Source organism: Streptomyces sp. NPDC001889 (assembly GCF_053594535.1).
This window is the reverse complement of the sequence record NZ_JBSFER010000003.1, coordinates 239,318-253,565: the sequence shown is the minus strand read 5'-3', so window position 1 is coordinate 253,565 and position 14,248 is coordinate 239,318. Positions and strand designations below refer to the sequence as shown.

The 14,248-nt window shown below is 72.7% G+C and carries 15 protein-coding genes; 10 read left to right on the top strand and 5 right to left on the bottom strand.

Annotated elements, in window-relative coordinates:
* Positions 1–122 precede the first annotated feature (122 nt).
* Both ACWCRA_RS04650 and mca read right to left on the bottom strand, forming a co-directional pair.
* On the bottom strand, positions 123–401 hold the full coding sequence (locus tag ACWCRA_RS04650; protein ID WP_351546905.1) for a hypothetical protein: 279 nt from the start codon (positions 399–401) through the stop codon (positions 123–125).
* Positions 394–1,275, bottom strand: coding sequence for a mycothiol conjugate amidase Mca (gene mca, locus ACWCRA_RS04645; protein WP_351546902.1), 882 nt, complete (start codon positions 1,273–1,275; stop codon positions 394–396). The genes ACWCRA_RS04650 and mca overlap by 8 nt, the downstream gene beginning before the upstream one ends.
* Before the next feature lie 166 nt (positions 1,276–1,441).
* Between mca and ACWCRA_RS04640 the strand changes: the two genes are divergently transcribed.
* Together ACWCRA_RS04640 and greA are read left to right on the top strand one after the other, a co-directional pair.
* Positions 1,442–1,846, top strand: a complete 405-nt coding sequence (locus ACWCRA_RS04640) for a DUF4307 domain-containing protein (protein WP_351546900.1) — start codon at positions 1,442–1,444, stop codon at positions 1,844–1,846.
* A 352-nt stretch (positions 1,847–2,198) separates the two neighbouring features.
* On the top strand, positions 2,199–2,696 hold the full coding sequence (gene greA, locus ACWCRA_RS04635; RefSeq protein ID WP_351546898.1) for a transcription elongation factor GreA: 498 nt from the start codon (positions 2,199–2,201) through the stop codon (positions 2,694–2,696).
* 126 nt (positions 2,697–2,822) lie between these two features.
* Here greA and ilvA read toward each other — a convergent pair whose 3' ends face one another.
* Entirely contained in the window at positions 2,823–4,058 is a 1,236-nt protein-coding gene (gene ilvA, locus ACWCRA_RS04630; protein WP_451066843.1) for a threonine ammonia-lyase, read from the bottom strand.
* 154 nt (positions 4,059–4,212) lie between these two features.
* On the opposite strand from ilvA, the gene ACWCRA_RS04625 reads away from it, so the two are divergent.
* Both ACWCRA_RS04625 and ACWCRA_RS04620 read left to right on the top strand, forming a co-directional pair.
* Entirely contained in the window at positions 4,213–4,719 is a 507-nt protein-coding gene (locus ACWCRA_RS04625) for a MarR family winged helix-turn-helix transcriptional regulator (RefSeq protein WP_351546892.1), read from the top strand.
* Between the two features lie 233 nt (positions 4,720–4,952).
* Positions 4,953–5,144, top strand: coding sequence for a DUF1059 domain-containing protein (locus ACWCRA_RS04620; RefSeq protein ID WP_351546889.1), 192 nt, complete (start codon positions 4,953–4,955; stop codon positions 5,142–5,144).
* A 198-nt stretch (positions 5,145–5,342) separates the two neighbouring features.
* Here ACWCRA_RS04620 and ACWCRA_RS04615 read toward each other — a convergent pair whose 3' ends face one another.
* A complete protein-coding gene (locus ACWCRA_RS04615) occupies positions 5,343–6,500 on the bottom strand; it encodes a cystathionine gamma-synthase (protein WP_351546886.1) in 1,158 nt (385 codons plus the stop codon).
* 236 nt (positions 6,501–6,736) lie between these two features.
* On the opposite strand from ACWCRA_RS04615, the gene ACWCRA_RS04610 reads away from it, so the two are divergent.
* The 5 genes from ACWCRA_RS04610 (at position 6,737) to ACWCRA_RS04590 (ending at position 11,554) form a co-directional block, all read left to right on the top strand.
* A complete protein-coding gene (locus tag ACWCRA_RS04610; protein ID WP_351546883.1) occupies positions 6,737–7,846 on the top strand; it encodes a hypothetical protein in 1,110 nt (369 codons plus the stop codon).
* A gap of 281 nt (positions 7,847–8,127) precedes the next feature.
* Complete coding sequence (locus ACWCRA_RS04605) at positions 8,128–9,216, top strand: hypothetical protein (protein ID WP_351546880.1); 1,089 nt, start codon at positions 8,128–8,130, stop codon at positions 9,214–9,216.
* Positions 9,217–9,309: 93 nt separating this feature from the next.
* The gene (gene msrA / locus ACWCRA_RS04600; protein ID WP_451066842.1) at positions 9,310–9,978 is read left to right on the top strand and encodes a peptide-methionine (S)-S-oxide reductase MsrA; all 669 of its coding nucleotides are present in this window, start codon (positions 9,310–9,312) and stop codon (positions 9,976–9,978) included.
* Positions 9,979–10,260: 282 nt separating this feature from the next.
* The gene (locus ACWCRA_RS04595; RefSeq protein WP_451066841.1) at positions 10,261–10,941 is read left to right on the top strand and encodes a ClpP family protease; all 681 of its coding nucleotides are present in this window, start codon (positions 10,261–10,263) and stop codon (positions 10,939–10,941) included.
* Position 10,942: 1 nt separating this feature from the next.
* Entirely contained in the window at positions 10,943–11,554 is a 612-nt protein-coding gene (locus ACWCRA_RS04590; RefSeq protein ID WP_351546871.1) for a ClpP family protease, read from the top strand.
* Between the two features lie 28 nt (positions 11,555–11,582).
* Here the strand turns inward: ACWCRA_RS04590 and ACWCRA_RS04585 are convergent, their stop codons facing one another.
* On the bottom strand, positions 11,583–11,930 hold the full coding sequence (locus tag ACWCRA_RS04585; RefSeq protein ID WP_451066840.1) for a helix-turn-helix domain-containing protein: 348 nt from the start codon (positions 11,928–11,930) through the stop codon (positions 11,583–11,585).
* Positions 11,931–12,461: 531 nt separating this feature from the next.
* On the opposite strand from ACWCRA_RS04585, the gene abc-f reads away from it, so the two are divergent.
* Positions 12,462–14,090, top strand: a complete 1,629-nt coding sequence (abc-f, locus tag ACWCRA_RS04580; RefSeq protein WP_351546868.1) for a ribosomal protection-like ABC-F family protein — start codon at positions 12,462–12,464, stop codon at positions 14,088–14,090.
* Positions 14,091–14,248: the final 158 nt, after the last annotated feature.

Genomic DNA, 14,248 nt, shown 5'->3' with positions numbered 1-14,248 from the left:
ACAGGAAAATGCACCCGGGCACGGACGGGGCCGTACGTCGGTACGGCCCGGGTGCCCGGGTGCCCGGGTGTCGCCCGGTGGCCGGCCGCCGTCCGGTGGTCCGGGCGGCGGGCGGCCGGGGTTCAGACGCTCTTGGCCGGGGCCTTCGCCTTCGGTGCGCCGTTCTGCTGCCGGGGGGCCCCCGGTGCCGGGGCCGGGGTCCGGGCCTCCTCGAAGTCGATCCGGCCCATGTGCCGGTTCAGCGACTTCATCAGGAACCAGACGCCCACGGCCAGCGCCGCGAAGACCAGGAAACCGAGGACACCGGGGGTGACCTTGTTCTTGTCCAGCTCTTCGGCGGCCAGGACGACCGAGTCCATCATTGCGAGATTCAGGCTTCCGCTCACGCTCATATCAGGCATTCTCGCGGATGCCCGCGAAGAGGTCGTCCTCGGGGAGGGAGGTATCGACGAGCGACTTCGCCAGCTCGTACTCCTCGGTGGGCCAGACCTTCTTCTGGATCTCCATCGGAACGCGGAACCAGCCGCCGTCCGGATCGATCTGGGTGGCGTGCGCGATCAGCGCCTTGTCCCGGATCTCGTAGAAGTCGGCGCACGGAACATGGGTGGTCAGCGTGCGCTCGACGCGCTCGAACTCCTTCCAGCGCTCCAGCCACTCCCCGTACGGCGACTCCAGGCCGCGCTCCAGCAGCGCCTCGTGCAGCGCGACCGTGCGCGGGCGGTTGAAGCCCTGGTTGTAGTAGAGCTTCAGCGGCTGCCAGACCGGGCCGAACTCGGACTCGGGGAAGCGCTCGGCGTCCGCCGCGCCCTCGAAGGCGACCATCGTGACCTTGTGGGTCATGATGTGGTCGGGGTGCGGGTAACCGCCGTTCTCGTCATAGGTGGTGATCACCTGCGGGCGGAAGGAACGGATCAGCCGCACCAGCCGGCCGCCCGCGCTCTCCTCGTCCTCCAGGGCGAAGCACCCCTCGGGGAGCGGCGGCAGCGGGTCGCCCTCGGGGAGCCCGGAGTCGATGAACCCCAGCCACTCCTGCTTGACGCCCAGGATCTCGCGGGCCTCGTCCATCTCCTTCTTGCGGACCTCGTGGATGTTCTCCTCGATATAGCTGTCACCCTGGAGCCTGGGGTTGAGGATGGAGCCGCGCTCGCCTCCCGTGCAGGTCACGACCAGCACGTCCACCCCCTCGGACACATACTTGGCCATCGTGGCAGCGCCCTTGCTCGACTCGTCGTCGGGGTGGGCGTGAACGGCCATAAGTCGCAGCTGGTCAGTCAAGACTCGATCCTCAATGATTCGTCACGAATGGTCGGGTGCCGTCCGGCCGCTGCGGCGGCGCGGGGTGGCGGTCGGGGGCCTGAGGGAGGCTTCTATAGTGACCGAAACGGGGGACGGAAAATTCCGGCGTCCTCCTGTCAGGGAGGTTCTCCCGAGAGGAATGGTCATGACCGCCGTGCGCGAGCAGGTGCCCGAGAGCCGCTACGGCCGCTCGGCGGACGAACGGGCCGACCGGAAGCTCAAGATCCTGGGCGGTTTCCTGGGGGTCGGCTTCCTCGGGATGGTCGTCTGGTTCGGCTACGACTACGTCGCCGGGGAGAAGATCAGCGCCGAGGTGATCAAGTTCGATGTGACCTCGGACTCCGAGGTGCAGCTCCATCTGGAGATCCGCAAGGACGCCGACGCCACCGGCACCTGCACCGTGCGCTCCCGCTCCGAGGACGGCGCCGAGGTGGGCCGGCTCGATGTGCCGGTGACCGCCGAGGGCGACACCCGTATCGATCAGGTGGTCAGGATTCGTACGACGACCCTGGCGACCAGCGCCGAGCTGGCGCGGTGCTCCGCGCGCTAGGGAGTTTCTTTCGGATCGGGCCGGATCGGTGAGCGGGGTCCGGTGCCGTGGATCGCGAGGCGGAGGAGGGAGCCCACGCGGAGCGCCGGCGACCGGCGACAGCGCGGCGAGGCGCGGTGCCGGGGCTCGCGAGCCCGGCAAGATCCGAAAGAGACGACCTGGTTCCCGGCGCGAACCCCACGGCTCAAATATGACAGAGACCCACTCTGACCTGCGTTGACGCAGTTCTGATGGTTTTTGTCCTCCCCCTTCTGCCACGAAATTGTTAGGCTCGTGGTTTCGCCCATCCATGAAGGCTCCATGCTTCTGGGTAGGGCGTTGCTTTGTATCCCAGTACCTACGAGGAGCACCTGTGACCCAGACCAGCGAGAACGTCACCTGGCTCACCCAGGAGGCGTACAACCAGCTCAAGGCCGAGCTGGAGTACCTGTCTGGTCCCGCGCGCGTCGAGATCGCCAAGAAGATCGAGGCAGCGCGCGAGGAGGGGGACCTGCGCGAGAACGGCGGGTACCACGCGGCCAAGGAGGAGCAGGGCAAGCAGGAGCTCCGGGTGCGCCAGCTCACCCAGCTCCTGGACACCGCGAAGGTCGGCGAGGCTCCGGCCGACGACGGCATCGTGGAACCCGGCATGGTCGTGACGATCGCCTTCGACGGCGACGAGGACGACACGCTGACGTTCCTGATGGCCTCCCGCGAGTACGCCAGCTCCGAGATCGAGACCTACTCCCCGCAGTCCCCCCTGGGCACGGGTGTGAACGGCAAGAAGGTCGGCGACACCGCCCAGTACGAACTGCCGAACGGCAAGAAGGCCTCGGTGAAGATCATCGCCGCCAAGCCGTACGCCGGCTGACCGGCCGCACGCCCACGAAAGGGGCAGGACCGCCCGGTGCGGTCCTGCCCCTCCGTACGTTCCGGACGGCCCCCTCGGAGCCCGTCCCCCGACTCCCCGACTCCCCGACTCCCCGACTCCCCGGGGTCAGCCCATCACCGTGACCGTGTAGCCCGCCGCGCGCAGGGCCGCCGCCACCTCGTCGCAGTGGGCCGGGCCCTTGGTCTCCAGTTGCAGTTCGACCTCCGCCTCGGTGAGACCGAGCCGGGGATCGGTACGGACATGGCTGACATCGAGGACGTTGGCGTCGAGGACGGTGAGTGAGCCGAGCATCGCGGCGAGTGCGCCGGGGCGGTCGGTGAGACGGAGGCGGAGGGAGAGATAGCGCCCGGCCGCCGCCATGCCGTGGCGGAGGATGCGCTGCATCAGCAGGGGGTCGACATTGCCGCCCGACAGCACGGCCACCACGGGTCCCTCGAAGCCGTGCGGATCGCTCAGCAGGGCCGCCACCGGAGCCGCGCCCGCCGGTTCGACCACGAGTTTGGCCCGCTCCAGACAGAGCAGCAGGGCGCTGGAGAGTTCGTCCTCGGAGACCGTGCGGACCTCGTCGACCAGTTCGCCGATGATGCGGAAGGGGATGTCCCCGGGGCGGCCCACCTTGATCCCGTCCGCCATGGTCACGGGCGCGTCGACGGAGACCGGGTACCCCGCCGCCAGGGAGGGCGGGTACGCGGCGGCGCCCGCCGCCTGCACGCCGACCACCCGGACATCCGGGCGTACCGCCTTCACCGCCACCGCGATGCCCGCGGCGAGACCACCGCCGCCGATGCCCACCACGATCGTGCGCACCTCGGGGCACTGCTCCAGGATCTCCAGACCCACGGTGCCCTGCCCGGCGATGATGTCGGGGTGGTCGAAGGGGTGGATGAGGACCGCGCCCGTACGGTCCGCGTGCCGGCGGGCCGCGTCGAGGGTCTCCTCGATCACCTGGCCCTCCAGCCGCACCTCCGCGCCGTACTCCCGGGTCGCGGCGACCTTCGGCAGGGGCGCGCCGACCGGCATGAAGACGGTGGAGCGGACCCCGAGGAGGGTGGAGGCCAGCGCCACCCCCTGGGCGTGGTTCCCGGCCGACGCCGCGACCACTCCGGCGGCGCGCTCCTCCGGGCGGAGGCCGGAGATCCGCACATACGCGCCGCGCAGCTTGAAGGAGCCGGTGCGCTGGAGGTTCTCGCACTTGAGCAGGACGGGCGCGCCGACCAGCTGGGAGAGGTGTCTGCTGCCCTCCATCGCGGTGGTGCGCGCGACCCCGGCGAGCATCTTCCGCGCCCCCCGGACGTCGTCCGGAATCACGGGGCGGAAGGCATGGGGCGCACGGAAGCTCATGCGGTCAAGTCTCGCAGCTCATACGGTGACCGGCCGCCGCGGGCCCGGTGCGCGGAGTGCTTCCTATGGGTTTCACCAAGCCCGTCCGGACCGCCGCACAGCCGCGTACTCTGTCCCCCACCAATCGACCACCGCACGAGAGAGCCCCCTGGCCATGCCCACTTCTCAGGACATGACGACTCATCTCGATCCCGGCCTCCTCGATGCTCTCCAGCACCAGGTCGCCCTGTTCGCCCGCCGCGCGGAGCAGACCCGGCTCGGCGGCGTCGGCCAGGTCCGCAACTCGATGGACCGCGCCGCCTATCTGCTGCTCAACCGGCTCGACCGGGAAGGCCCGATGGGTGTGAAGGCGCTCGCCGCGGGGATGGGCATCGACTCGTCGACCGTCACCCGTCAGGTCGCGCCGCTCGTCGACACCGGCCTCGTCAAACGCACCTCGCACCCGGAGGACGGCCGCGCGGTCGTGCTCCAGCTCTCCCCGCGCGGGCAGGCCCGCCTGGAGGAGGTCCGTTCCTCCCGGCGGGAGCTGATGGCCCAGGTCACGGACGGCTGGACGGAGACCGAGCGGGAGTCGTTCTGCACCCTTCTCACCCGGTTCAACACCGCGCTCTCGGCCCGCCAGACCGGGCTGCCGCCGATGGACCCCACGGGAGCCACCTGACAGCAGCCACCGTCCGAGAACCGGCGGGACGACGACCGACCCGGGTACGCCGACCACCTGGGTAGCACCGCCCCGCGCCGGCGGCACCACGCGAAGCAGCGCCACCGGAAGCAGCACGAGCCGTATCAGTCGTATCAGCGGTATGAGCCGTATCAGCCGTATCAGCCCACGGAGGAGGGTCTACTCTGGAACAAGCGGTAATAAACGGTACACATCGTACCGAGGAGGTCGTCATGACGAGAAAAGTCGCCGACTGCCGCGCGTTCCCCAGCGAGACGAACTGCACCCTCACCATCGCGGGTGAGGAGGGGGAAGTCGTGCGCGCCGCGTCGGAGCACGCGGTGTCCGTGCACGGTCACACCGACTCCCCCGAACTGCGGGAGCAGGTCCGCGCCACGCTCAAGGACGAGAAGGCGCCCGCCTGACCCCGGGTTCCCCGGACACGAGTGAGCCGGCGCCCGGGCGGGCGCCGGCTCACCCCGTACCGCCGGAAAGCCGGCGCCTCGCCACGCGGTCAACGCCCTGAACGCGATCCCTGCCTTCCGCGCCTTCCGTGCTCTGCGTGCTCTGCGTGCTCTGCGTGCTCTGCGTGCCGTCCGTGCCTCATCCGGACCGTCCGTGCCTCATCCGGCGAGGGCCTGCTGAAGATCGGCCAGCAGATCGTCCACGGCCTCGATCCCCACCGACAGACGCACCAGATCCGCCGGGACCTCCAGCGCGGAACCCGCGACCGAGGCATGGGTCATCCGTCCCGGATGCTCGATCAGTGACTCCACCCCGCCCAGGGACTCACCGAGGGTGAAGAGCCGGGCCCGGTCGCAGACCGCGACGGCCGCCTCCTCGCCGCCCTCGACCCGGAAGGAGACCATGCCGCCGAAGGACTTCATCTGCTTGGCGGCGATCTCGTGGCCGGGGTGGTCCGGCAGCCCCGGGTAGAGCACCCTGGTCACCCGGGGGTGGCGGGTGAGCATCTCGGCGACCCGGCCCGCGTTCTCGCTGTGCCGGTCCATCCGCACGGGCAGCGTCTTGATGCCGCGCAGCACCAGCCAGGAGTCGAAGGGCCCGGCGACCGCGCCCATGGCGTTCTGGTGGTACGCCAGTTCCTCGCCGGTCTCCGCGTCGGCCGCGATCAGCGCGCCGCCGACGACATCCGAGTGCCCGCCCATGTACTTGGTCAGGGAGTGCACCACCAGATCGGCGCCGAGCGCGATCGGCTGCTGGAGATAGGGACTGGCGAAGGTGTTGTCCACGACCAGCCGGGCGCCGGAGCCCCGGGCGATCTCCGCGAGGGCGGCGATGTCGGTGATGCCCAGAAGCGGGTTGGAGGGGGTCTCCACCCAGATCAGCCTGGTCCTGGGGGTGAGGGCGGCGCGCACGGCCGCCGGGTCGGAGGTGTCCGCGACGGACCACTCGACGCCCCAGCGGGCCACGACCTTGGCGAAGAGGCGGAAGGTCCCGCCGTACGCGTCATTGGGGATCACCACGTGGTCGCCGGGGACGAGGAGCGCCCGGAGCAGGCAGTCCTCGGCCGCGAGCCCGGACGCGAAGGCGAGCCCGCGCCGGCCGCCCTCCAGCGCCGCGAGATTCTCCTCCAGGGCGGTACGCGTCGGATTGCCGCTGCGGCTGTACTCGTAGCCGCCGCGCAGTCCGCCCACCCCGTCCTGTTTGTAGGTGGACACCTGATAGATGGGCGGGACGACCGCGCCGGTCAGCGGATCGGCGGTGTTGCCCGCGTGGATGGCGAGGGTTTCGAGGTGCTCGGAGCTGTACTGGTGGCTCATGGCCCGAGCGTAGCGGCGCGGGCGCGGGGGGCAGAGCGTCAAGGGGCCCTGGTGGGCGGGGTTTCGGACGCGGACTGTCCGGATTCGGGCGGGGCGGGGGCACCAGGCGGTACGGACCCCGGCGGAGGTGGTCACGGCGGGCGGTACGGACCCCGGCGGGGCGGCGGGGGCGGGGGCGGTGGCGGGCAGTCGCCACGGCGTGGATCGGGGCCGGTGACGTCCGGGACAATGGCGTCATGGAGATTCTCTGGTTCCTGATCGCGATGGGCATGCTGGCCGCGATCATCGGTCCGTATGTGCTGCGCCGGCGCGGTGGTGTCGGCATCCACCAGGTCGCGCCCGGCTCGCCCGACGCCGCAGATCCGGAGACCTATGGCTTCGTCCGCCAGGAGGAGCAGGACATCCGTCTCCCCGGGCCGGACCAGGACCTGCTCGATGTGCTCGACGTGGTGCAGCGGACACAGGACTGGCGGGCCGCGTCCCAGCTGCTCGCCGGGACCCCGAAGGGCAGCGAGGTCCGCTGGCAGCGGGTGCAGGCCTTCGCCGGGGCGGCCTCGCTGGAGCTCCGGCAGAAGCCCGGGGTGGGCGGCGCGTGGCTGCGGTCCTGGCGCTCGGAGTCCCCGAAGGACGCGGGCGGGGCGCAGGTCCACGCGGAGTTCCTGGTGCAGCAGGCGTGGCGGTCGTCCAGCGTGGGGGCCGACGACTTCCGGATCATCCTGGAGGAGGCCCGCTCGGTCTGCGGCGACGCGGCGCTCCTCTCCCCCGGTGACCCCGTCCCGTTCATCGTGGAGCTGGCCGTCGCCCGGGGCCTGGGCTATACGCACGAGCAGTTCGACCAGGTGTGGGCGAAGGTGATCGACCGGGCGCCCCAGCACATGGGCGCGCATCTGGCGGCCCTGCACTACTGGTGCGAGAAGTGGCACGGCAGCCGTGAGGAGGCGGACCACTTCGCGACGACGGCGGCGGCCCGCGCCCCGCAGGGCTCGCTGCTGGCCGCGCTGCCGCTGTTCGCGGTGTACGAGCACATCCCCGACCTGGTCATCATGCAGAACTTCCACCAGAGCGCGGTGGTGTCCAAGGCGGTGGAGGGCGCGCTGTTCGCGGTGCACTCGGCCCGCCAGGACGATCCGGTCCTCGCCCATGTCCGGCATCTGCTGATCCTCTTCCTCGTCCGGTCGGAGCGCTGGGCCGAGGCGATGCACCAGCTGGTGCGGGTGGACGGGCACGTGGGAGCGCTGCCGTGGACCCAGAGCGAGGACCCGGCCGCGGAGTACACGGTGTACCGCAATCTCGCGGTCGCGGGATACGAGGCGAACGGCGGGAGCCCGGCGACGCTGTCCCGCTGACACGGGAGACCCGGCGGGTGCCCGGGGGCCCGGGCCCCCGGCGCCGTACCCCAGCGGCAGCCGGGCACCCCGTCTCCGGGCTCCGGGCTCCGGGCGCCCATCCGGGTATCACCCCGAGGAGTTGCGGCCGGAGCACGGGTGAGGTGATACTCCTCCTCCCCCGCGCCGCTCCACCGCTCCACCCTCCGGGCGCGGCGGTGTCCCCGCCGGGTCTCCCCGCCGGGCTCCCTGCCGGGCGGCGGCCCGCGGCACGGCCCGCGGTCACGGAAAGGTCCGGCTCCATGTCCCTTTTCTCGCGCCGTACGCCCCCCGGGACCGGAGCCGGGGCAGCACTCGCGCCGGGACTCGGCCCCGGGCTCGCGCGCCGGCTGGGGCGCAGACTGGACCGGCCCGTCGCCGCCGCGCGCCTCGCCGAGCTGGGTCTGCTGCCCCGGGACCGCCAGGACACCCGGCGGGCGGCGCCCGATCCCGGGCTCGACCGGATGGTGGCGGCGGCCCGCGCGGGCGACTGGCGGCCCGGCGCGGACTTCCTCGCCGGGACCGGCACGCTCTGGGAGCGGCGCACGGCGGTGATCGCGGAGCTGGCGGGCGCGGCCGGCAGGGACGATGTCTGGCTCCAGCACTGGCGGGCGGAGCGCCCCGAGGACCCCGGGGCCGCGGCCGTCCAGGCCAAGGCCATGATCGATCTGGCCTGGGAGATCCGGGGCGGCGGTCATGCCGCCCACACCTCCCGGGAGCGTTCCGAGGGGTTCGTCCGGATTCTGAGCCGGGCGGGGCGCGAGATCACCCGCGCCAAGGAACTCGGCGGGCCCGACCCGTCACCCTATGTAGCGGACATCTGGCGCGGAATCGGGCTCGGCCGCCCGCACGAGGAGATGCACCGGCTGTGGGCCGAGACGGCCGGGCGGGACGCGCACCATCTGATGGCCCACCGCGGCGCCCTCCAGTACTGGTGCGCGAAGTGGCACGGCTCCCGCGAGCTGGCGTTCTCCTTCGCGGAGCGCGCCATGGACTCGGCACCGCCCGGCTCGCTGCTCACCTCGCTCTGGCTGACCGCCTGGTGGGAGCACCGGCCGGAGCACCGCTCGGATCAGGCGGCCCGCAGGGAGTTCCGGGCCCCGGAGGTGGAGGAGGCCGCGGACCGGCTCCAGGAGGACGCGGCGGCGGCCGACCCCGGCCACCCGTATCTGGCGGAGGTCCGGCATGTGCTGGCGTACCTCTATGTCCGCCAGGGGTACGCGGACCAGGCGCTGGAGCACTTCCGGGCGGTCGACGGCCATGTGGGGGCCTTCCCGTGGACCCTGGCGCCGGACCCGGCGGAGCTGTACTGCGCGTTCCGGGATGTCGCGATCAATATGACGGGCGGCTGACCGGCGGGCCCGGGCCCGGAGCGCCGGACCCGGGGAATTCCGGGCCGGGGCCGTTCGTTGTTTCCCATGGCCGGCAATCCCAAGGAGCCCCGCATGTTCCTGTCCCATCGCACCCCCCAGCTCCCCACCCCCGATGAGGCCCTGAAGGGCCGCCCGACCCCGGCGTTCTCCGTCCCGGACCGCCACACCGTCCTGGGCAACGCCCTGCTGGGCCCCTACCCGGAGGGCCTGGAGACCGCGGACTTCGGCCTGGGCTGTTTCTGGGGTGCCGAGCGTGTCTTCTGGCAGATCCCCGGCGTCTGGACCACCCTCGTCGGCTACCAGGGCGGTCACACCCCGAACCCGACCTATGAGGAGGCCTGCTCCGGCCGGACGGGCCACACCGAGGCGGTCCGGGTGGTCTTCGACCCCTCGGTCGTGTCGTACGAGCAGCTTCTGAAGGTCTTCTGGGAGGCCCACGACCCGACCCAGGGCTTCCGCCAGGGCAATGACGTGGGCACCCAGTACCGCTCGGCGATCTACACCCACTCCCCCGCCCAGGAGGCCGCGGCGAAGCGCTCGCGCGAGACCTACCAGCAGGTGCTGACGGGCTCGGGCCACCGCAGCGACATCAGCACCGAGATCCTCCCCGCGGAGGGCCGCCCGTTCTACCCGGCGGAGGCCTACCACCAGCAGTACCTCGACAAGAACCCCGGCGGGTACTGCGGCATCGGCGGTACGGGCGTGTCCTGCCCGATCGGTGTGGCGAAGGCCGAAGGCTGAGCCCCTCCGTCCCCCGCTGCGGGCACGCGCGCCCGCGTCAGGGCTCCGCGCGCCCGCCTCCGGCACCGAGGGCGTGACCGGCCAGTGCCCGGGTGAATCCGGCGCGGCGCCGGGCGCCCGGCGCGACCGTCACGGCACCGGCGCGCCGGGCCGTCGACCGGATTCCCGCAGGCCCCGGACCGGCTCTGCCGTCGGCGAATCTGCCACGGGCCGAGAAAGGGGACACCGCGCCGCCACCCGGCCAAGAGTGGGGACATCAGCCATCCACGGCAAGGAGGCGCCATGTCCCCCCGCACCACCTCATCCTCATCCGGCCCCCGAGGCAGCGGCTGGGACCCGGGCCGCGCGGCCCGGGCCGCCGCCGGCGACACCACCGCGACGGCCTTCGACGACCAGCTCGCCGACCGGCTGCTGATGCAGCGGATCATCTTCCTCGGCACCCAGGTCGACGAGGTCTCCGCGAACCGGGTCTGCGCCCAGATGCTGCTGCTCTCCGCCGAGGACTGGAAGAGCGACATCACCCTCTGTGTGAACAGCCCCGGCGGCTCCGTGACGGCGGGGCTCGCCATCTACGACACCATGCGGCTGATCCCCAACGACGTCGCCACCCTCGCCATGGGGTTCGCCGCGAGCATGGGGCAGTTCCTGCTCACCGTCGGCACCCCCGGCAAGCGGTTCGCGCTGCCGAACGCGCGGATCATGATGCACCAGCCGTCGTCCGGTATCGGCGGCACCGCCGCCGACATCGCCATCCAGGCCGAGAACCTGGAGTTCACCAAGAAGGCCATCGAGCGGATCACCGCCCGGCACACCGGCCAGAGCGAGGAGACGATCTCCCGAGACGGCGACCGGGACCGCTGGTTCACGGCCGAGCAGGCGAAGGAGTACGGCATGGTCGACCGGGTCGTCGAGACGCTGGACGAGATCAAGCCGGTGGGCGTGCGGCGACGGGTGGGGCTCTGACATGGGGCAGTACACGATCCCGACCGTGGTGGAGCGCACCCCGCAGGGGGAGCGGGCGTACGACGTCTACAGCCGGCTGCTCGCCGAGCGGATCATCTTCATCGGCACCGAGATCGACGACGGGGTGGCGAACGCGGTCATCGCGCAACTGCTGCATCTGGAGTCGGCGAGTCCGGAGAGCGAGGTCGCGCTCTATCTCAACTCCCCCGGCGGCTCGTTCACCTCGCTGATGGCGATCTACGACACGATGTCGTTCATCCGCGCCCCCATCTCCACCTTCTGCGTGGGGCAGGCGGCGTCGACGGCGGCCGTGCTGCTGGCGGGCGGGGACCCGGGGCGGCGGTTCGTGCTGGAGCACGCCCGGGTGCTGCTGGGGCAGCCCGCCAGTGGCGGGCGGCAGGGGGTGATCTCGGATCTCGCCCTGGAGGCGCAGGAGATGGCGCGCATCCGCTCGCAGGTGGAGGAGGTGCTGTCGCGGCACACGCACCACGAGGTGGGGGCCCTGCGGGCGGACATGGACCGCGAGAAGGTGTTCACCGCGTCGGAGGCGGTGGCGTACGGACTCGCGGACGAGGTCCTGAACCGGCGGACGGCCCCGGTGTTCCCCGCCTGACGCGGGCCGGGGCCGAGCCGGGCCTCGTTCAGGCCGCCAGCAGTACCGCGCCCCGGGGCGGGACGCGGCGGGCTCCGGCCAGGTCGTCCTGGACCCGGTCGAGCAGACCGCCGAGACCGAGACCGAGCGCGTGCGCGGCGGCGGCGAGCACCTCGGAGGATGCCTCCTTGCGCCCGCGCTCGACCTCGGAGAGATACGGCATCGAGATCCGGGCCGCCTCGGCGACGTCCTTGAGGGTGCGGCCCTGGGCGAGCCGCTCGCGGCGGAGGGCTTCGCCGACGAGGTGGCGCCAGAGGGGTTCGCCCCGGGAGGGGGGAGGGAGGGGGCGCAGGGGGAGGGGGTGGGGGCGGGGCCGGGGGTGCGGGTGGCTGCTCACCTTCCCAGGTTAGGAGAATCGCGCCTGCGGGGAGGGGGGTTGCGTTCCGCCCCACGCGAAACCCGGGGGTTGGTGGCGCGGGGGTGCGGCCCGGCCCCCGGGTTGTGGCACCCGCGCCGTGCGGGAACCCGCGGCGCGGGGTCCGTCCCCGCACTCCCCCAGAGCTGCCTCTGGGAGGTGCCCCCCGACGGGCTGGAACACCCCCGGCCTCGCCGGCGGGCCGAGCCACGGAATCCAGCCCCTGCGGCAGTTGAGGCGCGGGGGGGCCGGACCACGCGGGGGGGCCGGACCACGCGGGGGGCCGGACCACGCCGGGGGGGGCGCGTCGGGTGCGAGGTCCTGGGGGCGGGCGGAAAAGGCCGGGCGCCCGGGGGCAGGGGGTCGTTAAAGTGGAGGGATGGGTCCGCACAAGCCGTACTTCTTCATCTGATCCCGCGCGGGACGCCCGCGCCACCACACCTCCCCGTGGCGGCGCCCGCCGGCGTCCCCTTTCCCGGCCCCGACCCCGCCACCACCCCCAGGGAAAGCCCCATGCGCGAGCGCGCCCAATTGACCATGAAGAACGTCTCCAAGGCGTACGGCACCCGCCCCGTCCTCGACCGGATCGCCCTCACCGTGCGGCCCGGCGAGCGCGCCGGGGTCATCGGAGAGAACGGCTCCGGCAAATCCACCCTGCTCCGGCTGATCGCCGGGGCCGAGACCCCCGACGCCGGGGAGATCACCGTCAGCGCCCCCGGCGGCACCGGACATCTCGCCCAGACCCTGGCGCAGACCTTCGGGCTCGGCCCCGGGCACACCGTCCGGGACGCCGTCGACAGTGCCCTCGCCGAGCTGCGCGCCCTGGAGCGGCGACTGCGCGACGCGGAGAAGGCACTGGAGACGGAGGACGGCGGCGCGGCCCTGGAGGCGTACGGAGAGCTGCTCACCGCCTTCGAGGAGCGCGGCGGCTACGAGGCCGACGCCCGGATGGACGCCGCCCTGCACGGGCTCGGCCTCGCCCGGATCGGGCGGGAGCGCCCGCTCGGAACCCTCTCCGGCGGCGAGCAGTCCCGCCTCGCCCTCGCCGGCGTGCTGGCCGCCGGCTCCGAACTGCTGCTGCTGGACGAGCCGACCAACCATCTGGACCGGCGGGCGACCGAGTGGCTGGAGGAGCGGCTGCGGGCCCACCGGGGCACGGTCGTCGCCGTCACCCACGACCGAACCTTTCTGGAGCGGATCGCGACCACCGTCCTGGAGGTCGACCGGGACACCCGGGCGGTGCGCCGCTACGGCGACGGCTGGGCCGGCTACCGGTCCGCGAAGGCCGCCGCCCGCCGCCGCTGGGAGCAGGACCACCGGGAGTGGGTGGACGAGGTGGCCGCGACCCGCGCGCTGGTCGCGGCGGCCGGACAGCGGCTCGCGAGCAGCGGCGGCGACCCGGGCGAGGGCTTCGGCAAGCACCGCCGCTCGCACGAGGCGAAGCTCTCGGGGCGGATCAGGGCGGCCCGGCACCGGCTGGAGCTGCTGGAGCGGGAGCCGGTCCCGGAGCCCCCGGAGCCGCTGCGGTTCCGGGCGCGGCCGGTGTCGGCGGGCCACGAGGGGGAGCTGACCCGGCTGACGGACATCGCCGTCGGGGACCGGCTGCGGCTGCCGGGGCTGCGGATCGAGGCCGGGCAGCGGCTGCTGGTCACCGGCCCCAACGGCGCGGGCAAGACGACGCTGCTGCGGGTGCTCGCGGGCGAGCTGCGCCCGGACCGGGGCACGGTGCACCGCCCGCCCCGGGTGAGGGTCGGCTATCTGGCGCAGGAGCTGCCCGCGACGGCCTCCCCCGAGCCGCTGCTGAGCGCCTACGCGGCGGGCGGCCGGGGGCTTCCCGGGGAGTACGAGGAGGAGCTGCTCGGCCTCGGGCTGTTCCGCCCGGAGGATCTGACCGTCCCGGTGGCGGCGCTCTCGGTCGGCCAGCGGCGCCGTCTCGAACTGGCCCGGCTGCTGCGGGCGCCCGCCGATCTGCTGGTGCTGGACGAGCCCACCAACCATGTGGCGCTGAGCCTGGTGGAGGAGTTGGAGGAGGCGCTCGCGGCCTACCCGGGGGCGGTGGTCGTGGTCTCGCACGACCGGCGGTTCCGCGCCGGGTTCTCGGGGGAGCGGCTGGAGTTGCGGGCCGGGCGCGCGGCCTGCTGATCGGGGCCCGTACACCCGCCGGAGGGGTCCGCTGCCCGCCGTTAGGGTTACGGGGTGGGGATCAGCGGACAGCGGACACAGACGGCAGAAGCGGCGGAGGCCGTACCGGAGGCGGCCGGGCGGGACGCGCCACCAGCACCCTGGTGGCGCGTCCCGCT